The following is a 22,493-nucleotide window of genomic DNA, read 5'->3' as shown; positions in this document are numbered from 1 at the left end:
CCAAGAACAGGAAAAACCTGCCATGTCGCAAGACAAACGCCAGAACCTTCAGGACACCTTCCTCAACTCGGTCCGCAAGACCAAGACGCCGCTGACCATCTTCCTGGTCAATGGGGTCAAGTTGCAGGGCATCGTGACCTGGTTCGACAACTTCTGTGTGCTGCTGCGCCGCGACGGCCAGTCCCAACTGGTGTACAAGCACGCCATCTCCACCATCATGCCGTCCGCGCCCGTGCAGCTGTACGAGCCCGACGCCGAAGACGATTGATTGACCCAAAAACTGATTGATCACGCCGCCCCGGTTCAGCGGGCGGTCGTCATCCACCCCGACGGACGGTCGGAGTCGCCGCGCCTGGCCGAAGAACGCCTCGAAGAAGCGTCCGGCCTGGCCCGCGCCCTGGACCTCGACATCCGGGGCGAAGAGATCGTGCGCGTGCGCAAGGTCGCGCCGGCGACCCTGTTCGGATCGGGCAAGGTGGACGAACTGGCCGCCCTGATGCGCGCGGCCGAGGCCGATGTGGCCGTCATCGACGACGCCCTGACGCCCGTTCAGCAGCGTAATCTGGAGAAGGCCTGGGAGGTGAAGGTCATCGACCGCACCGGCCTGATCCTGGAAATCTTCGGACGCCGCGCGCGGACCAAGGAAGGTCGGCTGCAAGTCGAACTGGCGCGGCTCGACTATGAACGGTCGCGTCTGGTGCGGACCTGGACCCACCTGGAGCGCCAGCGCGGCGGCACCGGCTCGACCGGCGGTCCCGGCGAAACCCAGATCGAACTGGACCGGCGTCTGATCGCCGACCGGATCGTGCGGCTGAAGGCCGAGCTGGAGGAGGTGCGCCGCACGCGCGGCCTGCATCGCAAACAGCGCCAGAAGGTCCCGTTTCCGACCATCGCCCTGGTCGGCTACACCAACGCCGGCAAGTCGACCCTGTTCAACCGGCTTACGGGATCGGAGGTCTTCGCCAAGGATCTGTTGTTCGCCACCCTGGACACGACCCAGCGCACCATCCGCCTGCCGCAGGGCCGCCCGGCCATTGTGGCCGATACGGTCGGCTTCATCTCCGACCTGCCGCACGAACTGGTCGAAAGCTTCCGCGCCACTCTGGAAGAGGTCGGCGAGGCCGATCTGATCCTGCACGTCCGCGACATCGCCTCGGCCGACAGCGACGCCCAGGCCAAGGACGTCGAGGCCGTGCTGAAACAGATCGAGACCCCCGAGGGCAAGACCCGCCGGGTGCTGGAGGTCTGGAACAAGATCGACCTGCTGGACGAGGAGGCCCACGAAACCATTCTTGGTCAGGCCGAACGTCTGGCCAAGGACGGCGAGGCGGTCGCCGTCTCGGCCTGGACGGGCGAGGGGATCGAACGCCTGCGCCAGACCATCGCCGGCCTGATCGACGACGATCCGGAGACGCGGCTGACCCTGTCGCCCGAACAGGGCGAGGCGTTGGCCTGGCTTTATGAACATGGCCGGGTGACGAGGCGGGACGCGGACGAGGATGGCCGCACCCATGTCACAGTGAGGCTTCACCCTGCCGCCCTGGGGCGGTTCGAGCGCCTGTATCCCGACCTGACCGACTGAACCATGCATCTGATCGAGACCGTCCTGCTGCTGCTTCTGGCCGTCGTGGTGTCGGGATCGGTCGCGCGGATCACCCGCATCGCCCTGCCGCTGGTGCAGATCGGTCTGGGGGCCGTCATCGTCCTGGCGACCGGGACGACGGTCGATCTGAAGCCGGACATCTTCTTTCTGCTGTTCCTGCCGCCCCTGCTGTTTCTGGACGGTTGGCGCATCCCCAAGGAGGCCCTGTTTCGCGACCGGGCCGTGATCCTGGAACTGGCCCTGGGGCTGGTGCTGTTCACCGTCATCGGCCTGGGCTTCATGATCTGGTGGATGATCCCCGAGATGCCCTTGCCGGTGGCCTTCGCCCTGGCGGCGATCCTGTCTCCGACCGACCCAATCGCCGTCCAGGCCATCGCTGCGCGGGCCCCGATACCCAAGCGGCTGATGCATATTCTGGAAGGGGAGTCGCTGCTGAACGACGCCACGGGCTTGACCTGTATGCGGATCGCGGTCGTGGCGGCGACCACCGGCGCCTTTTCCTTGGGCGGGGCGGTGGCGACCTTCGCCTGGCTGTCTGTGGTCGGGGTGGCGACGGGCGTGCTGGTCACAATCGCCATCAGCTACGTCAAGGGTTTCGTCAGTCGGCGCTGGGGCGAGGATGTCGGGGCGCAGATCCTGGTCAGCCTGCTGATCCCCTTCGCCGCCTATCTGGTCGCGGAAGAGCTGAGGGCGTCGGGCATATTGGCCGCCGTGGCGGCGGGCGTGACCATGAGCTTCACCGAGCGGGGCGGCGGCGTAGGCGGCCAGTCCCTGGCCATGACCCGCATCCGGCGCGGGGTGGTGTGGGACACGGTCCAGTTCGTCGCCAACGGCATCATCTTCGTGATTCTGGGCCAGCAGATGCCTTCAATAATGGCGCGCGCGGCCGAGGTGGTGCGGGGCACCAGCCGGCCCGAGGTCTGGTGGCTGGCTGTCTATGTCCTGGCCATTGTCGCGGCCCTGGCGGCCTTGCGTTTCGTCTGGGTGTGGACGTCGCTGAGGCTGACCCTGTTTCGGCGCCGCCATCGCGGGCCGCCGCCCAAGGTCGGACTGCGGCTGACCATGGTCATGTCTCTGGCGGGGGTGCGGGGCGCCATCACCCTGGCGGGCATTCTGACCGTGCCCTTCTTCCTCGCGGACGGCTCGCCGATGCCGTCCCGCAATCTGGCGATCTTCCTGGCGGCTGGGGTGATCATCGTCTCCCTGCTGCTCGCCACCTTCGCCTTGCCGCGTCTGATGAAGGGGGTGGAGCTGCCCCCCGAACCGTCACAGGAGCGGGAAGAGGACAGGGGGCGCGTCGCTGCCGCCTCGGCCGCCCTGCGCGCCCTGGAGGATGCGTCCCACGCCATGGCCGAGGGCAAGGCCAACCCTGACCTCTATTCCGACGTCGCCAGTCGGATCATGGAGATCTATCGCCGCCGCATCGAGACCCATACCCGCACCGAAGAAGACGACGCGGCCGTGGCGCGCAAGATCGATCAGGTGGAGCGCAAGCTCTGGCTGGCGGCGCTCGCGGCGGAGCGGGAAGAGCTCGGCCGGATGGCGCGCTTACGCCGGCTGGACGAGGTGACGGCGCGCAAGATGATCCGCGAGGTCGATCTGCAGGAACTGCGCTACCTTTGACGCTCAGCGGTCCATGAAGGCCGCGACCGCCGCATAGCTGTCGGCGATATGGTGGGCGCCGCGGGCGACCAGACGGTCGGCGTGGCCGTCGCGGACATGGCCTCCGGCGGTCAGGCCCACCACCGTCATGCCGGCGGCGACCCCGGCTGTGACGCCCGCCTCGCTGTCCTCGATGACCAGGACGCGGCCCGGATCGACACCCATGCTTTCGGCGGCGTGCAGGAAGATGTCGGGGTGGGGCTTGCCGCGCTCGACCACCAGGCCGGTGAAGACGGCGCCGTCGAAATGATCGGTCAGGCCGAACAGGTCCAGGCCCACGCCGATCCAGTCAGGGCCGCTGGACGAGGCGATGCAGCGGGCCTCAGACCGGGCGGCGACGAAGTCGATCAGGCCGGGCACGGGCTTCAGATGGAGCGGGGCGCGGGCGCGGCAGGCAGCGAACCAGTTGGTGTGGAAATCCTCGGGGCAGGGCCGGCCCAGGGCCGCCTCGACCACCGGCCGGTTGTCGCGCCAGCGCCGGCCCGTATAGGTCGCCAGCACCTGGTCCAGACTGGTGGGCAGGCCGATGGCGGTCAGCTGTTCGGCCATGACGGTGCTGTTCAGCACCTCGCTGTCGGCGACCACGCCGTCATAGTCGAAGATGATCAGGTCGTAGGGCATGCGGCGGCTCAGGAGGACGGGCCGGCCTTTTCGGCCGCCTTTGCGGCGTCCCAGAGGCGGTCCATCTCCTCCAGCGTCGATTGGTCGGGGGTGCGGCCGTCCCTGGCCAGTTCGGCCTCGATGAAGCCGAAGCGGCGCACGAACTTGGCGTTGGCGGCGCGGAGCGCATCCTCGGGCTCGACGTCCAGCTTGCGGGCCAGGTTGGCGACGACGAACAGCAGGTCGCCCAGCTCCTCGCGCGCCTTGGCCTGGTCGCCGGCGGCGATCTCGACGCGCAGCTCCTCGACCTCTTCCGCCAGCTTGTCGAACACCTCGTCGGTCGAGGGCCAGTCGAAGCCGACGCGGCCGGCGCGCTTGGTCAGTTTGGCGGCGCGGGTCAGGGCGGGCAGGCCGACGGGGACGTCGTCGAGGACGCCGGGCTTCTTGCGATCCTTGCGTTCAGCGGCCTTGATGACCTCCCAGGCGACGGTCTGTTCCTTCGAGGTGCGCTGGGCCTCGTCTCCGAAGACGTGGGGGTGGCGGCGTTCCAGCTTGTCGGCGATGGCGGTGACCACGTCGTCGAAGGCGAACAGGCCCTGCTCCTCGGCCATGCGGGCGTGGAAGACGACCTGGAACAAGAGGTCGCCCAGTTCGCCCTTCAGTTCGACCAGATCGTTGCGCTCGATGGCGTCGGCGACCTCATAGGCCTCCTCGATCGTATAGGGGGCGATGGTGGCGAAGGTCTGCTCCACGTCCCAGGGGCAGCCGCCGTCCGGGTCGCGCAGCCGCTCCATGATGGACAGAAGCCGGTCGATGGGCCTCATGCCTGCGCCTCCGCGTCGCGCGCGTCCAGGGCCTTGCGGATCTCGTTATGGCGCGCGGCGGTCAGCGGATAGTTCTTCAGCACCCAGGCGGTCAGGGCCAGAAGCAGGCCGGGGACGGCGATGAACAGGATCTGAAGCGTCAGCAGGGAGGCGTCGCTGTTGCCCTCCGGCCCAGGCACGGCGCGGAAGCCGACCCACTGGAGGATCAGATAGGGGACCAGGGCGACCACATGGCCGATCTTGGTGGTGGCCGAGAGGATGGACAGCATCAGGCCGGTGCGGTCGACGCCGGTCTCGAACCGCTCCTGATCGCCGGCGTCGGCCATCATGGCGCGGGTCAGGAACAGGCCGGCGGCGTAGGGCAGGCCGGCGATGAACATGACCACGGCGGTCAGGGCGAAATTGCCGCCGGGGACCAGGGTGGCGCCGATATAGAGGACGGCCGAGACGAGGCTGGCGATCGCCAGGCCCCGGTCCTTGCCGACACGGGTCGCCAGCCAGGCCCAGAAGGGAGCGCCGCACAGGCCGGCGACGAAATAGAACAGCATGAAGAGCCCGGCCTCGGTGTGGTCGTAGCCGCGGATCTGGCCGAAGAAGAAGAACAGCAGCGAACCGGTGATGCCCGGCGCCACGCCCAGCAGCAGATCGGCGATCAGCAGCTTGCGCACCACGGGCGTCTTCAGCAGGGCCAGATAGGCGCCGAGGCTGCCGTGCGGTTGGTCTCCGGCGGTGACGGGCTCGGGCACGGCGACCATGGCCAGGCCGATGGTGACGGGCAGGGCGATGATGATGCCCCAGCCCATGATCCGCACCCCGTCGGCATAGGTCCCGATGCCGGTCTGGACCACCACGGTCGGGAGAACCAGGATCAGCACCACCCCGATGATGTTGAACACCTGCCACCAGCCGTAGACGCGGCTGCGCTGGTCATACTGGGGCGCAAGGACGGCGGCCCAGCCCAGCTGGCCCAGGGTGCCGATGGAGAAGCCCAGGTAGAGGAACAGCAGCCAGCCGAACAGATAGACCGCCGGGGCGCCCGGCTGGACCAGGACGAACATCATCAGGGCCGCCAGCATCAGCATGGGGGTGGCCAGGGCCATCCAGGGGCGGTAGCGACCGAAACGGGTCCGGGTCTTGTCCATGCCCCAGCCGAGGAAGGGGTCGAAGACGATGTCGATCAGCCGCACGGCCATGAAGACGGTCGCGACCACCCCCAGCTCCAGACCCACATAGGTGGCGTAGAATTCCGGCAGGGTGACGGGCAGGGCCACGCCGAAGGCCGCCAGCGGCAGGCAGGGGCCGGAGAAGGCGGCGAGCACGGCGTTGGAGCGACGGGGCGCGGCGGCGGCGGTCATGCGACGGGTCCGGGACAGCCCGGATGAGTCGGGCCGACGCAGGATTGCAGGTTTGGACGCGGGAGCGGAGTCGGATTCGGGCGGACGGCCGTCTGCGCGCTTGCTCCTGAGGGCCGCTTGAGGCTTGCTGGGGGCATGTGGCGAAGCTGTCTCGCGTTCCTGACTCTCTGGCTGGTCTTGGCCTTCGCCGGCGTAGCGCGCGCGGCGGGGCCCTGCCACACCAACGCCGACGTCTGGGGCGAGGAGGCCCTGGCCAATGCGGCCTCGGCCTATGGACTGGAGTGGGCGCCGTTCGGGGCGACAGAATTTGGGTGGATGGCCTATGCGACCCTGATCCAGCAGGAGCTGCACACTCAGTGCGGCCCCGGTACGCCGGTCTTCGCCTCACAACTGGCGGGATTCCAGCAGACCCACGGCCTGGCGCCGACAGGCCTGTTCGACGCCGGGACCTTCCAGGTGTTGCGCGGGCTGTGGCAGGAGCGGCGGCCTTTCGTGATGGCGCGGATCCGTGGCGAATGCCCTGATCCGCCGCCGATCAACCAACTGGGCTATCTGGTCGCGTCAGAAGAGCACGCCGACCGGCTGACCCGGCTGTTGCGGCGTGACGTGCTGGACGCCTATCGCCGGATGGTCGCCGCCGCACGGGCCGAGGTTCCCGAGATCGCCGCCGATCCCGAACTGCTGCAGATCTTCTCAGGCTTCCGGGACCCCGAGGCGGACGCCGCCCGCTGCGCCCAGCAGGGCAATTGCGACGGCCTGCGCCGCGCCGTCTGTTCGCCCCACCGGACGGGCGCGGCGGTCGATCTGTACGTCGGCCAGGCGCCGGGCCGGGGGGTGGATTCGACCGCGCCCGCCAGCCGCGAATATATGGCGCGCGGGGCGACCTATCGCTGGCTGGTCGCGAACGCCGGGCGGTTCGGCTTCGTCCCCTATGTCTATGAGCCCTGGCACTGGGAATATGTGCGGCCCTGGGATCCTTCGTTCGCGCCCTGAGCCGGTTGGACGAGCCTCCGGTTTTCATTTCAGTTTTTGACCGAAACCATCGCGAAAGCCGAGAGGGGGCTTGCATGGCGTCAAGCGAGACGCCAAGTTAGCAACGGTCGTTGTTGCGAATGACGGCCGTGACATTCAACGGAGTCCTCCCTTGCCCAAGATTCTCGTCCTCTACCACTCGACCTACGGCCATCTGGAAATCATGGCCGAAGCCGTCGCCGAAGGCGCGCGTCAGGTCGAAGGCGCCGTGGTCGACATCAAGCGCGTGCCGGAGACCGTGCCGGAAGAGCTGGCCAAGGCTTCGCACTACAAGCTGGATCAGAAGGCGCCGATCGCCAAGATCGACGACCTGAAGGACTATGACGCCATCATCATCGGCGCCGGCACCCGCTTCGGCTCGGCCGCCTCGCAGATGCGCGCCTTCCTGGACCAGGCCGGAGGCCTGTGGTTCACCGGCGCCCTGATCGGCAAGATCGGCGGCGCCTTCACCGCCACCGCGACCCAGCACGGCGGTCAGGAGACCACCTTCCAGGGTCTGCACAACTTCTTCATGCACCACGGCATGCCGGTGGTCGGTCTGCCGTATTCGTTCCAGGCCCAGATGACCCTGGACGCGGTGCACGGCGGCTCGCCCTATGGGGCGACGACGATCACGGGCGGCGACGGCTCGCGCATGCCCAGCGAGATCGAGCTGGACGGCGCCCGGTTTCAGGGCAAGCACATCGCCGAACTGGCCAAGAAGCTGCACGGCTGATCCGATGCGCCAGCCCGCGCTCTTCTTCGGTCACGGTTCGCCGATGAACGCCCTGGGCGGTCCCTACGGGGCCGCCTGGCGCGACCTGGGCGAGGCCGTGGGCAAGCCCGAGGGGATGGTGATGATCTCCGCCCACTGGGAGACGCGCGGGCTGGGCGTCACGGCGCAGGAGAAGCCCGAGACCATCCATGATTTCGGTGGTTTCCCGCGCGAACTTCACGAGATGCAGTATCCCGCGCCCGGCTCGCCAGCCCTGGCGACCCGAGTCGCGGACCTGACCGGGGCGGTGCAGACGACGCAGTGGGGCCTGGATCACGGGACCTGGTCGGTGCTTTGCCATGTCTGGCCAGAGGCCGATGTGCCGGTGGTCCAGTTGTCGCTGAACCGCGAGCTGACGCCGCGCCAGCATTACGAGCTGGGCAGGACCCTGAGACCGCTGCGGGACGAGGGAATCGTGATCGCCGGCTCGGGCGACTTCGTCCACAATCTGCGCACCTGGAAGCGCGAGGAAGGGGCAGAACCCTACGCCTGGGCGACCGGGTTCAATGAGGCGGTGAAGGCGGCGTTCGAGCGCGGCGACCATGAGGCCCTGATCGACTGGGTCGGTCTGGCCGAGGACGCCCAGCTGAGCGTGCCGACCGACGAGCACTTCCTGCCCGTGCTCTATGTGGCCGCCCAGCAGGCGGTCGGGGAGGCGGTGAGCTTCTTCAACGACCGGATCGACGGCGGTTCGATCTCGATGACGGGGGTGCGGATCGGGTAGGCTTTACCTCCCCGTTCGCGAAGGCGAATGGGGAGGACAGGCGCGCGTAGCGCGCCAGGAGGGGGTGACTCGGCGCCTAACGTGAGTTGTTCTATGTTCGCCTCATGGCTGACGGTCTGAGCTTCACTCGTGCTAAGGCGTTTCGGAAGGCGCTGACGCCGCCGGAGTTCCGACTATGGCAGGTGCTTCGTCGCGACCGTGTCGGAAAGATCAAGTTTCGTCGCCAACATCCTGTCGGACCTTATATTCTCGACTTCTATTGCGCGGCGGCGAAGCTGGCGATTGAGATTGACGGCGCGGTCCACAATGAGCCGAAACAGATCGCACACGACCGTCGGCGGACGGCCTGGCTCCATGAGCGCGGCGTTCGGGTGGTGCGGTTAAGCGCCGTGAGCGTCATGACCGATCAGGCGGCCGTGGTCGATTTCATTTATGATGTGGTGCGATCGCGTCTGGCGGCGGAGTCGCCCCCTCCTGACCGCTGACGCGGTCTGTCCTCCCCATTCGCCTTCGCGAACGGGGAGGTGAGATTTAATCGCTCTCGACCATCTTCTGGATCGTCACATAGTCGGTCTTGCCGGTGCCCAGGACCGGGACCTCGGCGACCTTGACGATCTTCTTGGGGACGATCAGCTCAGGCGCGCCGTTGGCGCGGGCCCATTCCGCCAGGGGAGCGACCTCGGCCCCGGCGTGGTCGGTGACCAGGACCAGTTTTTCGCCCTTGCGGGTGTCTGGAATGGAGACCACGGCGTGACGCTGGTCCGGCCAGACCGCACCGGCTATGCCCTCGACCGCCGTCAGGGACACCATTTCGCCGCCGATCTTGGCGAAGCGTTTGGCGCGCCCCTTGATGGTGACATAGCCCTCGGCGTCGACATCGACGATGTCGCCGGTGTCCAGCCAGTCGTCGCCCACCGCATCCCAGGCCAGCGGCTCGGCGGCCGTGACATAGCCGCTCATGATGTTGGGTCCCTTCAGGAACAGCCGGCCGCCCTCGTCGATTCCCTCAACCGGCTCCAGCTTCCAGTCCATGCCGGGCAGGATCTGGCCGACGGTGCCGGGGGCGTTGCGCTCGGGATGGTTGACCGCCACCACAGGCGAGGCCTCGGTCGCGCCGTAGCCTTCCAGCAGTTCGACGCCGCCGAACTTGGTGTTGAATAGGTTGCGGGTCTCCTCGCGCACCTTTTCGGCGCCGGCGACGGCGAATTTGAGGGTGGCGAAGTCGCCGGGCTCGGCGACCCGGGCGTACTGGCTGAGGAAGGTATCGGTCGCGAAAAGAATGGACGCCTTCACCTGGGGCAGCAGGTCGGTGATCTGTTTGGCGTGAAGCGGCGACGGATACTGAAAGGCCTTCAGCCCCTGAAGCAGGGGCAGGACGACGCCGCCGGTCAGGCCGAAACAGTGGAAGGTCGGTAGGGGATTGAACATCACCCATTCCGGCAGAAGGTCGATATGGGCCGCGACCTGTCGGGCGTTGGCGACCAGGTTCTTCTGGCTCAGAACCACGCCCTTTGGCGTGCCGAAACTGCCGGAGGTGAACAGGACCACGCCCGGCGCGTCCGGATCGGTCTTGACCCGGAACCGCTTGGGTGCGGCGCCGGCCGCGAGGCCGTACAGCTTGTCCTGAAGCCCGATGGTCTTGCGTATGTCGTCCAGCCAGACGATCTCAGCCCCCGTCTCGAGCTCCGCGATCAGATCGTCCAGCTTGGCCTGGTCGATGAAGCGTCTGGCGGTCAGGACCTTCTTGACCCCGGCGGCCTTGATGGCGGCCTTCAGATTGGCCTCGCCGGCGGTGAAGTTCAGCATGACCGGCACGCGGCCGTGGGCGTGCAGGCCGAAGAAGGTGACGACCACGCCCATGGACGAGGGCAGCAGGATGGCGACCCGCTCGCCCAGCTCGGTCATCTTCGCGATCTTGCGGCCCAGAACGAAGGCGGCGCGGATCAAGCCCGTGTAGGTGAGGGGGTGGCGATCCTGGTCTTCGAGGATCTCCTTGTCCCCAAACCGGGCGCGCGCCTCGATCAGGGCGTCGATCAGCGAGGTCTCGTACAGCGAAGGGTCCAGATCCTGGCGCAAACGCGTCTCCTGCGGAGGGCGCGACAGGCCCTCTCTGTTGTCGGGCGTCCGTCAATAATGACGCAACGGCGTCTTGAAAAGATGCGTAACGTCGCGTGAGTTCCCGAGCGGACCAACGGGCGCGCCATCATCTGTAACCGCCTGTGGCTTGCCATTGGGCGCGGGAAGGCCGAAATACCGGCCATGGTGACCCTGATCGACACCCTTCAGCGTAAGCCGTCGGAGCTGCGCCACCCGGAAAAGCAGAACCGCCCGGAGACGGTCGTTCTGAAAAAGCCCGACTGGCTGCGGGTCAAGGCGCCTGGATCGGGTCAGTACAACGCCACCAAGGACATCGTCCGCTCCAAGGGGCTGCACACGGTCTGTGAAGAGGCGGCTTGCCCAAATATCGGAGAGTGCTGGAGCCAGAAGCACGCCACCCTGATGATCATGGGCGACACCTGCACGCGGGCCTGCGCCTTCTGCAACGTCAAGACGGGCCTACCCCAGCCGCTGGACCCGGAGGAGCCGGGAAAGGTCGGGCTGGCGGTGTCGCAGATGGGGCTGAACCATGTGGTGATCACCTCGGTCGACCGCGACGACGTGGCCGACGGCGGGGCGGCTCACTTCGCCGAGGTGGTGCGCCAGATCCGCCTCCAGGCGCCGAACACCACAATCGAGATCCTGACGCCCGACTTCCTGCGCAAGGACGGGGCGGCGGCGGTGATGATCGACGCCAAGCCCGACGTCTTCAACCACAACCTCGAGACCGTTCCGCGCCTGTATCTGAAGATCCGGCCCGGCGCCCGCTACTTCCACAGCCTGCGCCTGTTGCAGATGGTCAAGGAGCGCGACCCGAACCAGTTCACCAAGTCCGGCATCATGGTCGGCCTGGGCGAGACCAAGGAAGAGGTCATGCAGGTGATGGACGACATGCGCTCTGCCGGCGTCGACTTCATCACCATCGGCCAGTACCTGCAGCCGACGCGCAAACACGCCGCCATCGACCGGTTCGTCACGCCGGAAGAGTTCAAGGCCTATGAGGCGATCGCCCGGGCCAAAGGCTTCCTGATGGTGTCGTCGTCGCCGCTGACGCGTTCGTCGCACCACGCCGGCGACGACTTTGCCCGGCTGAAGGCTGCGCGCGAGGCGCAGCTGCGCCGCTAAATTCCGTATGGCCGTCCACCGCGTCACGCGCATTCTTCCCTATGCGCCCGAACAGCTTGCCGATCTGGTCGCCGATGTGCGGACCTATCCCGACTTCGTCCCCTGGGTCACCTCGATGCGGGTCTGGAACGCGCGGGCCGAAGGCGAGGGCGTGACCGTGCTGGACGCCGAGGCGGGGGTGGGTTTCTCCTTCCTGAAGGAGCGGTTCTCCACCTGGGTCCGGCATGATCGTAATGCGCCGAAGGTGGAGGTCGGCCTGTTGCGCGGGCCGTTCAAGCATCTGAAGAACCGGTGGGAGTTCTTCCCGCATCCCGAGGGGACGCGGCTGGAGTTCATGATCGACTTCGCCTTCAAGTCCCGCATGCTGGACCTGATGCTGTCGGCCAATTTCGACCGGGCGGTGGAAAAGCTGATCGGCTGTTTCGAGGCTGAGGCGATGCGGAGGTACGGCAGGCGATGACGTTCGATTTCGACGCCACAGTCGTGGGCGCCGGGGCCGTAGGCCTGGCTTGCGGTCGGGCATTGTCGAAACGGGGCCTGACGGTGCTGGTGCTGGAGAAGGAAGGCCATATCGGCCAGGGCGTCTCCTCGCGCAATTCCGAGGTCATCCACGGCGGCCTCTACTACCCGACCGGATCGCTGAAGGCGAAGTTCTGCGTCGAGGGGCGGCGGGCGCTCTATGACTTTCTGGCCAGCCACAAGATCGATCACTGGAAGTGCGGCAAGCTGGTCGTGGCCACGGAGGCGGCGGAGGTCGGGCGGATCGAGGCCATCTTCGAACAGGCGACGGCGAACGGGGTCGAGGGGCTGGAACACCTGACCGGCGCCCAGGCGCGGGCGCTGGAGCCCGAGCTGAACGCCCACGCCGCCATCCTGTCGCCCGAGAGCGGCCTGTTCGACAGCCACAGCTATATGCTGGCCCTGCAGGGCGAGATCGAGGATGCGGGGGGATCGGTCGTGGTTTCGGCCCCGTTCGAGGGCGCAGAGCCCCTGCCGGGCGGCGGCTTCACGATCCGCGTGGGCGGGGAGGGGGCGATGGCGGTCTCCTGCCGTCTGCTGGTGACGGCGCCCGGTCTCTCGGCCCAGGCCGTGGCGGCGGCGATCGAGGGCTATCCGGCAGAGGACATCCCCGCCGGCCATTTCGGCAAGGGGGTCTATTTCCGGCTGGTCGGCAAGGCGCCGTTCGACCGGCTGATCTATCCGCCGCCGATTCCCGGCGCCCTGGGCACCCACTATCGCAAGGACCTGGGTGGTCAGGCGGTGTTCGGCCCGGACCTGGCCTATGTCGAGAGCGAGGACTATTCGGTCGATCCGGCCAAGGCGGAAGAGTTCGCCGGCTATATCCGTCGCTTCTGGCCGGGGCTGCCTGATGGAGCTTTGACCCCGGACTACGCGGGCATTCGGCCCAAGCTGCACGGGCCTGGCGAGCCGCAGCCGGACTTCCAACTGCACGGGGTCGAGCGCCACGGCATGGAGGGGCTGATGGCTCTGTTCGGCATCGAAAGCCCAGGTCTGACCAGCTCCCTGGCCATCGGCGAGGCCGTGGCCGCCGCCCTGACGGAGGCCGCATGACAGAAAGAGAAAAGATGCTGGCCGGCCTGCCCTATGATCCGGGCGATCCGGACCTGCGCGACGGCCGCGCCCGCGCCGTGGCCCTGACCGTCGCCATCAACGCCGAACCGGATCGAGACCGGCGTCGCGCCCTGGTCAACCAACTGGTCCGGGCGTCGGACGGCGCGGCGATCATCATGCCGGGCTTCTACTGCGACTATGGGGTCAACATCCATTTCGGGTCGAACGCCTTCGTCAACGCCAACAGCGTGTTTCTGGACTGCGCCGAGATCCGAATCGGCGACAACTTCCAGGCCGGTCCCGGCGTACAGCTGTTGACGCCCGAACATCCGCTGGACGCCGTCGAACGGCGGGGACGGGAATCCGCCCGGCCCATCGTCATCGGCGACGATGTCTGGATCGGCGGCGGGGCGATCGTCCTGGCGGGAGTCTCCATCGGTGATCGGGCTGTGGTGGGGGCGGGCAGCGTGGTGACCAGGGACGTTCCGGCCGACGTCGTGGTGGTCGGCAATCCGGCCAAGATCGTCCGCCGCCTGACGCCCGCTTAAACGCCTTGAAATCGTCGCGCGGTTCATGCATAAGCCGCGCCTCGCGTGGCGGTCCGGTGGGCCGCCGCTATTGTTTTCGCGCCAGACAGGCTTCGGCTCTGGGCGGCGCCCGACTTAGAAGATTGAGACGGACATGGCCGTTCCGAAGCGCAAAGTATCCCCCTCGCGTCGCAACATGCGCCGCGCCCACGACGCCCTGACCTCGAACGTCTATGTCGAGGACAAGGACACCGGCGAGCTGAAGCGCCCGCACCACATCGACCTGAAGACCGGCACCTATCGCGGCCGTCAGGTTCTGACGCCGAAGGAAGACTAGTCTTTTCCTCCCGGCCCGGTCGCCGACCGGACGAAGAGATTTACGGCGCGCGGTGATCCGCGCGCCGTTTTCGTGCGTTCATGGCGGCGAAGCTTGTTCTGGAGACCTTGCCGATGATCCGTTTCGCCGCCGTCAGCGCCGTGGCCTTGTTGACCCTCTCAGCCTGTGAACGTCGCGATGAACCGGCGCCCACGCCGGTTTCCCCGCCGCAGACCACGCCGGCGGCCGCAGACCCCAACGCCCTGACCAGCGACGGCCTGGGCCCGGCGCGAATCGGCATGACGCGGGCCGAACTGGTTCAGGTCTGGGGCGAGGATTCGCAGCCCAATGCTGTCGGCGGCCCCGATCCCGAGACCTGCGACGAGTTCCATCCCACGAAGGCGCCCGTGGATGTGAGGGTCATGATTCAGAACGGCGTCCTGACCCGGATCACCGCCGCCCGTGAGGCGACGGTCAAGACCGATCGCGGCTTCGGCGTCGGTGAAGACGGCATGGCGATCAAACAGGCCTATGGCGGCGCCGTCTTCGCCCAGCCGCACAAATATGAGCCGGCTCCTGCGGAGGATCTGTTCGTCTGGTCGCGCGGCGGCTCCACCGCCTATGTCGTCGATCCTGCGGCGCGCGGCCTTCGCTATGAGGTCGGCGCCGACGGCAAGGTGAAAGCGATCCATGCGGGCGATCCGTCGATACAGCTGGTCGAGGGCTGTTCCTGACGGCAAGGGGCGCGGCAGCCATTGGCGATTCGCAGGGAGACGGCTAAACCCCTCGGACCTGTTTTTCGCCTGAGCCAAAGAGCCGAGCCATGACCGACATCGCCGACATCGTCGCCCGCCAGATTCTCGACAGCCGGGGCAATCCGACGGTGGAAGTGGATGTGATCCTGGATGACGGCTCTTTCGGCCGCGCCGCCGTGCCCTCGGGCGCCTCGACCGGCGCCCACGAGGCCGTCGAACTGCGTGACGGCGACAAGGATATGTGGGGCGGCAAGGGCGTGCAGAAGGCGGTCGACGCCGTCAACGGCGAGATCTTCGACGCCCTGTCCGGCATGGACGCCGAGGACCAGCGTCGGATCGACGAGGCGATGATCGAGCTGGACGGCACGCCGAACAAGGGCCGTCTGGGCGCCAACGCCATCCTGGGCGTCTCCCTGGCCGCCGCCAAGGCCAGCGCCATCTCGGCCGGCTTGCCGCTGCATCGCTACATCGGCGGCGTCTCTGCCCGCGTCCTGCCCACGCCGATGATGAACATCATCAACGGCGGCGCCCACGCCGACAATCCGATCGACATCCAGGAATTCATGATCCTGCCGACCGGCGCCGAGACCTTCACCGACGCCCTGCGCATGGGCACGGAGATCTTCCACGCCCTGAAGAAGCAGCTGAAGGACGCCGGTCATAACACCAACGTCGGGGACGAAGGCGGCTTTGCGCCGAATCTGGCCTCGGCCGAGGAAGCCCTGAGCTTCATCACCAAGGCGGGGCAGGCGGCCGGCTATCTGGCCGGCGAAGACTTCCACCTGGGTCTGGACGTCGCCTCGACCGAGTTCTTCAAGGACGGCAAATATGTGATGGCGGGCGAGGGCAAGACCGTCGACGCCGAGGGCATGGCCGCCTATCTGGTCGATCTGTGCGAGCGGTTCCCGATCGTCTCGATCGAGGACGGCATGGCCGAGGACGATTTCGACGGCTGGCGCCTGCTGACCGAACGTCTGGGCGACCGGGTCCAGCTGGTCGGCGACGATCTGTTCGTGACCAATCCCGCGCGTCTGGCCGCCGGCATCGGCGAGGGGCTGGCCAACTCCATCCTGATCAAGGTCAACCAGATCGGCACCCTGTCGGAGACCCTGGACGCCGTCGATATGGCCCACCGCGCCGGCTATACTGCCGTGATGAGCCACCGATCGGGCGAGACCGAGGATTCGACCATCGCCGACCTGGCCGTGGCCACCAACTGCGGACAGATCAAGACCGGCTCGCTGGCCCGCTCCGATCGGGTGGCCAAATACAATCAACTGCTGCGCCTGGAGGAGATGCTGGGCGACCAGGCCGTCTATTTCGGCGACGGCATGCTCCTGCGCTAAGCCACGAATTGTCGGCGAAGAATCAGTGTTCTTCGCCGACTTTCTTAAGGTCAAGCTACTTTTCGTTAGGCATTTTCGGGCACAGTTAACGAACTGTGTCTCTCGCGCTCAGAAGGAGCGTCTGTCTTGCCCGAACGGATGAAGCCGTACCGCCTGTCCATCGTCCTTTTGCTCCTGCTCGCCTATCTTGGGGTGCAGGCCCTGACGGGCGAGCGCGGCCTGCTGAGCGGATCGTCGCGGGACGCCCTGCTGGGGCAGCGCGAGGCGCAGCTCGCCCATCTGACGGAACAACGGCGCGATCTGGAAACCCGCGTGCGCTATCTGCGCAGCGACAGCCTGTCCAAGGATCTGCTGGAGGAGCGGGCCCGCGCGGTTCTCGGGTTTTCGGACCCGCGCGACTATGTGATTGCCGTTCAGGCGCAATCCGTTCAGGGGTGAAAATCCTCCCCACTTGAACTATTGTTACAGCTTGGCCCGCCCCCCTTTGCGTTTCGGGAACGAAGGCTGCTAAAGCCCCCTTCCGTAACGATAAGAAGGCGTCGCTCCCCGGCGCCTAGCCGGGAGATGCCGGATGGCGAAAGCCCCAGCCAAAGCCGCTCAGACCACTGCGCCTGACAAACTACCGAACACGCCTTCGGCCTCCAAGGAGGATCTCCTCCGCTATTACCGTGAGATGGTGCTCATCCGCCGCTTCGAGGAGCGGGCGGGCCAGCTTTACGGCATGGGTCTTATCGGGGGGTTCTGCCACCTGTACATCGGCCAGGAAGCCGTGGCCGTGGGCGTTCAGGAGAGCGTCAAACAGGGCCATGACAAGATCATCACCGGCTACCGCGATCACGGCCATATGCTGGCTGCGGGAATGGATCCGAAGGAAGTCATGGCCGAACTGACCGGCCGCATCGGCGGTTCGTCCAAGGGCAAGGGCGGCTCGATGCACATGTTCGACGTGCCGACCGGCTTCTACGGCGGCCACGGCATCGTCGGCGCCCAGGTGGCCCTAGGCACGGGCCTGGCCTTTGCAGGCAAGTACCGCGGCGACGATTCTGTGGCCTTCGTCTATTTCGGCGACGGCGCCTCGAACCAGGGTCAGGTCTACGAAAGCTTCAACATGGCCCAGCTGTGGAAGCTGCCGGCCATCTACATCATCGAGAACAATCAGTACGCCATGGGTACGAGCATCGAACGCTCGTCATCCACGACCCAGCTCAGCCAGCGCGGCGCCAGCTTCGGCATTCCCGGCGAACAGGTCGACGGCATGGATGTGATCGCGGTGCGCGATGCGGTCAAGAAGGCGGTGGATCGCGCCCGCGCCGGCGAGGGCCCCTACATCCTTGAGGTCAAGACCTACCGCTATCGCGGCCACTCCATGTCCGATCCGGCCAAGTACCGGACCAAGGAAGAGGTGGACGAGGTCAAGAAGACCCGCGATCCCATCGATCACGTCAAGACCCTGCTGGCCGCCGCCAATGCGACCGAGGACGAGCTGAAGGCCATCGACAACGAGATCAAGGCCATCGTCGCAGAGGCCGTTCAATTCGCCCAAGAAAGCCCGGAACCCGATCCGTCCGAGCTCTATACCGACGTCTACGTGGAGGCCTGATCCGTGACCGACATCCTCATGCCGGCGCTGTCCCCCACGATGGAAGAGGGCACGCTGACCAAATGGCACATCAAGGCGGGCGACACCGTGTCGGCCGGCCAGGTGATCGCCGAGATCGAAACCGACAAGGCCACGATGGAAGTCGAGGCCGTGGATGAAGGCGAAGTGCTGGAGATCCTGGTCGCCGAAGGCTCGGAGAATGTGAAGGTCAATACGCCGATCGCGCGTCTGGCCGGCGAAGACGGCGCGGCGGCGCCCGCCCCGAAGGCGGAGTCCGACAAGGCCCAGGCCGATGCGCCCAAGGCGACCGCCGAGGGCAAGACCGGCGATCCCGAAAAGGCCCCGACCCAGACCTCGACCCCCAAGGTCGAGCTGCGCGATCCGGAAATCCCGGCCGACGCCAAGCTGGTGAAGACCACCATCCGCGACGCCCTGCGCGACGCCATGGCCGAGGAGATGCGTCGCGACGACAAGGTCTTCCTGATCGGTGAGGAAGTCGCCCAGTATCAGGGCGCCTACAAGGTCAGCCGCGAGCTGCTGCAGGAGTTCGGCGACCAGCGCGTGGTCGACACCCCGATTACCGAGCACGGCTTCGCGGGCCTAGGCGTCGGCGCCGCCATGGCGGGCCTGAAGCCGATCGTCGAGTTCATGACCTTCAACTTCGCCATGCAGGCGATCGACCACATCATCAACTCGGCCGCCAAGACGCTTTATATGTCGGGCGGTCAGATCAAGGCGCCCATCGTCTTCCGCGGCCCGAACGGCGCGGCCAGCCGCGTGGCGGCCCAGCACAGCCAGGACTATTCGGCCTGGTATGCCCAGGTGCCGGGCCTCAAGGTCATCGCCCCCTATGATGCGGCCGACGCCAAGGGCCTGCTGAAGGCGGCCATCCGCGACCCGAACCCGATCGTCTTCCTCGAACACGAGATGATGTACGGGCTGGAGTTCGACGTGCCGGAGGTCGAGGACTATGTCCTGCCGATCGGCAAGGCCAAGGTACGCCGCGAAGGCCGCGACGTCACCATCACCTGCCACAGCCGCATGGTCGGCTTCGCCCTGCAGGCCGCCGAGAAGCTGGCCGAGGAAGGCATCGAGTGCGAGGTGGTCGATCTGCGCACCCTGCGTCCGCTGGACACCGACACCATTGTCCAGAGCGTCAAGAAGACCAGCCGCCTGGTCTCGGCCGAAGAGGGCTGGGGTCCGATGGGCGTGGGCGCCGAGGTGGTGGCCCGCGTCATCGAACACGCCTTCGACTATTTGGACGCCCCGCCGCTGCGGGTGCACCAGGAGGACGTGCCTCTGCCCTACGCCGCCAATCTGGAAGCCCTGTCGCTCCCGGGCGTGGACAAGATCATCGCAGCCGTGAAGCAGGTGATGGCATGACCGATATCCTGATGCCGGCCCTGTCTCCGACCATGGAAGAGGGCGTCCTGGCCAAGTGGCATGTGAAGGTCGGCGACGTCGTCTCCGCCGGGGACGTGATCGCCGAGATCGAAACCGACAAGGCCACGATGGAAGTCGAGGCCGTGGACGAGGGCGAGATCACCGACATCCTGGTCGCTGAAGGCACGGAAGGGGTGAAGGTCAATACGCCCATCGCCCGACTGAAGGATGAGGGCGGCGCGGCGTCCCCAAAGGCCGACAAGCCCGCCGGCCCGTCGACGAGCGACAAGCCGGCTCAGGCCGGCCATGAAAGCGGACAGGCCGTGGCCACGCCCGAAGGCGTGAAGTCCGCCGAGGCCGTTCTGCCGCCTAAGAGCGCGCCGGCGCCGAAGTCCGAAAGCGGCCAGCGCATCTTCGCCTCACCCCTGGCGCGCCGGATCGCGGCTCAGAACGGCGTCGATCTGAAGTCGGTCAAGGGCACCGGTCCGCATGGGCGCATCGTGCGCCGCGATGTGGAAGCCGCCGGCAAGGGATCTGTCCAGCCCGCCGCTGCCGCTGCAACGCCCGCCGCCGCTGAGCCCCGCAAGGCCCTGTCCCTGGCCCAGATGGGTATCCCGGACGGCAGCTACGACCTGATCCCGCTGGACGGGATGAAGAAGGCCGTGGCGCGCCGGATGGTGGAGAGCGTGCAGAACGTGCCGCACTTCCCCCTGTTCATCGACTGCGAGATCGACCAGCTGATGGCCGTCCGCGCCAAGGTGAACAAGATGCTGGAGCCGCAGGGGATCAAGGTCTCGGTCAATGACTTCGTCATCAAGGCCGCCGCCCTGGCCCTGAAGATGGTGCCGGAGGCGAACGCCTCCTACACCCCCGAAGGCATCGCCATGCACCACAACGCCGACGTCTCCATGGCGGTGGCGATCGACGGCGGTCTGATCACCCCTATCATCAGGAAGGCCGAGACCAAGGGTCTGGCGCAGATCGCGACCGAGTCCAAGGACCTGGCCAAACGCGCCCGTGACCGCAAGCTGAAGCCCGAAGAGTTCCAGGGCGGCACCTTCTCGGTGTCCAACCTGGGCATGTTCGGCATCAAACAGTTCACCTCGATCATCAACGAGCCCCAGGGCTGTATCATGAGCGTGGGCGCGGGCGAGCAGCGGGCCGTGGTCAAGAACGGCCAGGTGGTTCCGGCCACCGTCATGACCGTGACCCTGACCTGCGATCACCGCGTGGTGGACGGCGCGACCGGCGCCCGCTTCCTGCAGGCGTTCAAGCCGCTGATCGAAGATCCCGTCGCGATGCTGGCGTGAGGGGGAGGAAGTCATGACCTCGGTCTATGACTTCTCCGCCCGCGCCATCGACGGCGCCGAGGTGTCGCTGGACCGTTTCCGCGGTCAGGCGCTGCTGATCGTCAATACCGCGTCCAAATGCGGCTTCACCGGCCAATACGAGGGTCTGGAGAAGCTGCATCGGGATTTCGCCGATGCGCCGTTCGAGGTGCTGGGCTTTCCCTGCAACCAGTTCGGCAATCAGGAGCCGGGCAAGGCGGCGGAAATCGCCGCCTTCTGCGCCACCAGTTTCGACGTGAGCTTCCCCCTGTTCGACAAGGTGGAGGTCAATGGGCCGAACCGGCATCCGCTCTATGCCTGGCTGACCAAGCAGAAACGGGGCTTCCTCGGCTCCCAATCCATCAAGTGGAACTTCACCAAGTTCCTGACCGACCGCGAGGGCAGGGTGGTCGCCCGCTACGCCCCGCAGACTGAACCCGAGGCCATCAAGGCCGACATCGAGAAGTTGATCTGATCATGGCTGCTGAATTCGATCTCGTCGTCATCGGCTCGGGCCCCGGCGGTTACGTCGCGGCCATCCGCGCCAGCCAGCTGGGCCAGAAGGTCGCCATCGTCGAGCGCGAGAACCTGGGCGGCATCTGCCTGAATTGGGGCTGTATACCGACCAAGGCCCTGCTGAAGTCGGGCGAGAAGTTCGAGAGCCTGAGCCATCTGAAGGAGTACGGCCTGTCGGCGTCCGGCGCGTCGTTCGACTTCGACGCCATCATCCAGCGCTCGCGCGGCGTCGCGGCGACGATGAACAAGGGCGTCGCCTTCCTGATGAAGAAGAACAAGATCGAGGTGATCGAGGGCTCGGCCAAGCTGGAAAAAGGCGCTGCGGCGCCCAAGGTCGTCATCGCCCTGAAGGCCGGCGGGTCTCGCACGGTCGAGGCCAAGTCGGTGATGCTGGCCGTCGGCGCGCGCGCCCGTGCCCTGCCGCAGATCGGGCTTGAGGCCGACGGCGACAAGATCTGGGCCTATCGCGACGCCCTGGCGCCGAAGAAGCTGCCCAAGACCTTCGTGGTCATCGGCTCGGGCGCCATCGGCATCGAGTTCGCCAGCTTCTATCGCGCCCTGGGCGCCGAGGTGACGGTCGTCGAGGCGGTCGAGCGCATCATGCCGGTCGAGGACGAAGAGGTCTCCAAGGCCGCGCAGAAGTCGTTCGAGAAGCGCGGGATCAAGTTCAAAGTCGGCGCCAAGGTGACCAAGGTCTCCAAGACCGGCGCGGGCGTGAAGGTCGACATCGAGGTCGGCGGCAAGGCCGAGGCCCTAGAGGCCGAGGTCTGCATCTCGGCCGTGGGCATCACCGCCAACACCGACGGCATCGGCCTGGAGGCCCTGGGCGTCGAACTGGACCGCGGCCATATCAAGACCGACAGCCACTGCCAGACCAACGTCAAGGGCCTGTTCGCCATCGGCGACTGCGCCGGCGCGCCCTGGCTGGCGCACAAGGCCAGCCACGAAGGCATTCACGCCGCCGAATATATCGCCGGCTACAAGACTCCCAATGTCGTCTCGCCCATCGCCGGCTGCACCTACGCCCAGCCGCAGGTCGCTTCGGTCGGCGTCACCGAACAGGCCGCCCGCGCCGAGAAGCGCGAGGTCAAGATCGGCCGCTTCCCGTTCCGCGTGAACGGCAAGGCCGTGGCCTCGGGCGAGCCGGACGGCTTCGTCAAGGTGATCTTTGACGCGGCAACCGGCGCCCTGATCGGCGCCCATATGATCGGCCACGAAGTGACCGAGATGATCCAGGGCTATGTCACCGCCATCACCATGGAGGCGACGGAAGAGGACATCCACGGCATCGTCTATCCGCACCCGACCATGTCGGAAGCCATGCACGAGGCGGCGCTGGACGCCTATGGGCGGGTGCTGCACATCTGATGGAGA

Annotated in this window: 24 protein-coding genes; 20 read left to right on the top strand and 4 right to left on the bottom strand. The window is 66.7% G+C overall.

Features of this window, described 5'->3' with window-relative positions; genetic code table 11:
• Positions 1–22: 22 nt before the first annotated feature.
• From hfq to ACW178_RS10935, 3 genes are read left to right on the top strand one after another with little or no spacing between them, the layout of a single operon-like run.
• Positions 23–268 (top strand): RNA chaperone Hfq, encoded by a 246-nt coding sequence (hfq, locus tag ACW178_RS10945; protein ID WP_054766962.1) that lies wholly within the window; start codon positions 23–25, stop codon positions 266–268.
• Complete coding sequence (hflX, locus tag ACW178_RS10940; protein WP_287104702.1) at positions 269–1,582, top strand: GTPase HflX; 1,314 nt, start codon at positions 269–271, stop codon at positions 1,580–1,582.
• A gap of 3 nt (positions 1,583–1,585) precedes the next feature.
• Positions 1,586–3,226, top strand: a complete 1,641-nt coding sequence (locus tag ACW178_RS10935) for a Na+/H+ antiporter (RefSeq protein WP_287104703.1) — start codon at positions 1,586–1,588, stop codon at positions 3,224–3,226.
• A 3-nt stretch (positions 3,227–3,229) separates the two neighbouring features.
• Here the strand turns inward: ACW178_RS10935 and ACW178_RS10930 are convergent, their stop codons facing one another.
• The 3 genes from ACW178_RS10930 to ACW178_RS10920 are packed head-to-tail and all read right to left on the bottom strand — an operon-like array spanning position 3,230 to position 6,044.
• A complete protein-coding gene (locus ACW178_RS10930; protein ID WP_287104704.1) occupies positions 3,230–3,886 on the bottom strand; it encodes an HAD family hydrolase in 657 nt (218 codons plus the stop codon).
• A gap of 8 nt (positions 3,887–3,894) precedes the next feature.
• Positions 3,895–4,689, bottom strand: a complete 795-nt coding sequence (gene mazG / locus ACW178_RS10925) for a nucleoside triphosphate pyrophosphohydrolase (RefSeq protein WP_287104706.1) — start codon at positions 4,687–4,689, stop codon at positions 3,895–3,897.
• Positions 4,686–6,044, bottom strand: coding sequence for an MFS transporter (locus ACW178_RS10920; protein ID WP_182713076.1), 1,359 nt, complete (start codon positions 6,042–6,044; stop codon positions 4,686–4,688). Before ACW178_RS10920 ends, mazG begins: the two co-directional genes overlap by 4 nt.
• Before the next feature lie 135 nt (positions 6,045–6,179).
• Here ACW178_RS10920 and ACW178_RS10915 point away from each other — a divergent pair, with 135 nt between their 5' ends.
• From ACW178_RS10915 to ACW178_RS10900, 4 genes are all read left to right on the top strand, one after another.
• Positions 6,180–7,037: a M15 family metallopeptidase gene (locus tag ACW178_RS10915; protein WP_191557999.1), complete on the top strand. Its 858-nt coding sequence runs from the start codon at positions 6,180–6,182 to the stop codon at positions 7,035–7,037.
• A gap of 151 nt (positions 7,038–7,188) precedes the next feature.
• A complete protein-coding gene (wrbA, locus tag ACW178_RS10910; RefSeq protein WP_054765900.1) occupies positions 7,189–7,791 on the top strand; it encodes an NAD(P)H:quinone oxidoreductase in 603 nt (200 codons plus the stop codon).
• 4 nt (positions 7,792–7,795) lie between these two features.
• On the top strand, positions 7,796–8,554 hold the full coding sequence (ygiD, locus tag ACW178_RS10905) for a 4,5-DOPA-extradiol-dioxygenase (RefSeq protein WP_191557997.1): 759 nt from the start codon (positions 7,796–7,798) through the stop codon (positions 8,552–8,554).
• Between the two features lie 104 nt (positions 8,555–8,658).
• Entirely contained in the window at positions 8,659–9,039 is a 381-nt protein-coding gene (locus ACW178_RS10900; protein WP_191557996.1) for an endonuclease domain-containing protein, read from the top strand.
• Between the two features lie 46 nt (positions 9,040–9,085).
• Here the strand turns inward: ACW178_RS10900 and ACW178_RS10895 are convergent, their stop codons facing one another.
• The gene (locus ACW178_RS10895; RefSeq protein WP_287104709.1) at positions 9,086–10,630 is read right to left on the bottom strand and encodes an AMP-binding protein; all 1,545 of its coding nucleotides are present in this window, start codon (positions 10,628–10,630) and stop codon (positions 9,086–9,088) included.
• 183 nt (positions 10,631–10,813) lie between these two features.
• Between ACW178_RS10895 and lipA the strand changes: the two genes are divergently transcribed.
• The 13 genes from lipA to lpdA all read left to right on the top strand — a co-directional run bounded on the left by lipA (position 10,814) and on the right by lpdA (position 22,487).
• Complete coding sequence (gene lipA / locus ACW178_RS10890) at positions 10,814–11,776, top strand: lipoyl synthase (RefSeq protein WP_182713073.1); 963 nt, start codon at positions 10,814–10,816, stop codon at positions 11,774–11,776.
• Positions 11,777–11,783: 7 nt separating this feature from the next.
• On the top strand, positions 11,784–12,236 hold the full coding sequence (locus ACW178_RS10885; RefSeq protein ID WP_191557994.1) for a type II toxin-antitoxin system RatA family toxin: 453 nt from the start codon (positions 11,784–11,786) through the stop codon (positions 12,234–12,236).
• Positions 12,233–13,348, top strand: a complete 1,116-nt coding sequence (locus ACW178_RS10880; protein ID WP_287104710.1) for an NAD(P)/FAD-dependent oxidoreductase — start codon at positions 12,233–12,235, stop codon at positions 13,346–13,348. The genes ACW178_RS10885 and ACW178_RS10880 overlap by 4 nt, the downstream gene beginning before the upstream one ends.
• A complete protein-coding gene (locus ACW178_RS10875; RefSeq protein WP_191554038.1) occupies positions 13,345–13,896 on the top strand; it encodes a sugar O-acetyltransferase in 552 nt (183 codons plus the stop codon). Before ACW178_RS10880 ends, ACW178_RS10875 begins: the two co-directional genes overlap by 4 nt.
• Before the next feature lie 133 nt (positions 13,897–14,029).
• Positions 14,030–14,212, top strand: a complete 183-nt coding sequence (rpmF, locus tag ACW178_RS10870) for a 50S ribosomal protein L32 (RefSeq protein ID WP_054765894.1) — start codon at positions 14,030–14,032, stop codon at positions 14,210–14,212.
• Between the two features lie 80 nt (positions 14,213–14,292).
• Positions 14,293–14,925, top strand: a complete 633-nt coding sequence (locus ACW178_RS10865) for a hypothetical protein (protein ID WP_492024554.1) — start codon at positions 14,293–14,295, stop codon at positions 14,923–14,925.
• Between the two features lie 89 nt (positions 14,926–15,014).
• Positions 15,015–16,292, top strand: a complete 1,278-nt coding sequence (eno, locus tag ACW178_RS10860) for a phosphopyruvate hydratase (RefSeq protein ID WP_054765892.1) — start codon at positions 15,015–15,017, stop codon at positions 16,290–16,292.
• A 138-nt stretch (positions 16,293–16,430) separates the two neighbouring features.
• Entirely contained in the window at positions 16,431–16,730 is a 300-nt protein-coding gene (locus ACW178_RS10855; protein WP_054765891.1) for an FtsB family cell division protein, read from the top strand.
• A gap of 133 nt (positions 16,731–16,863) precedes the next feature.
• Positions 16,864–17,892, top strand: a complete 1,029-nt coding sequence (pdhA, locus tag ACW178_RS10850) for a pyruvate dehydrogenase (acetyl-transferring) E1 component subunit alpha (RefSeq protein ID WP_182713069.1) — start codon at positions 16,864–16,866, stop codon at positions 17,890–17,892.
• Positions 17,893–17,895: 3 nt separating this feature from the next.
• On the top strand, positions 17,896–19,275 hold the full coding sequence (locus ACW178_RS10845) for a pyruvate dehydrogenase complex E1 component subunit beta (protein WP_492024553.1): 1,380 nt from the start codon (positions 17,896–17,898) through the stop codon (positions 19,273–19,275).
• Complete coding sequence (locus ACW178_RS10840; protein ID WP_492024552.1) at positions 19,272–20,585, top strand: pyruvate dehydrogenase complex dihydrolipoamide acetyltransferase; 1,314 nt, start codon at positions 19,272–19,274, stop codon at positions 20,583–20,585. The genes ACW178_RS10845 and ACW178_RS10840 overlap by 4 nt, the downstream gene beginning before the upstream one ends.
• Positions 20,586–20,598: 13 nt before the next feature.
• A complete protein-coding gene (locus ACW178_RS10835) occupies positions 20,599–21,078 on the top strand; it encodes a glutathione peroxidase (RefSeq protein ID WP_492024551.1) in 480 nt (159 codons plus the stop codon).
• A gap of 2 nt (positions 21,079–21,080) precedes the next feature.
• Complete coding sequence (lpdA, locus tag ACW178_RS10830) at positions 21,081–22,487, top strand: dihydrolipoyl dehydrogenase (RefSeq protein ID WP_492024550.1); 1,407 nt, start codon at positions 21,081–21,083, stop codon at positions 22,485–22,487.
• Positions 22,488–22,493: the final 6 nt, after the last annotated feature.

The sequence above is a fragment of the Brevundimonas sp. AVps4 genome, from assembly GCF_058681525.1.
The sequence above is the reverse complement of the archived record's forward strand: the minus strand, read 5'-3'. Positions and strand labels throughout refer to the sequence as shown.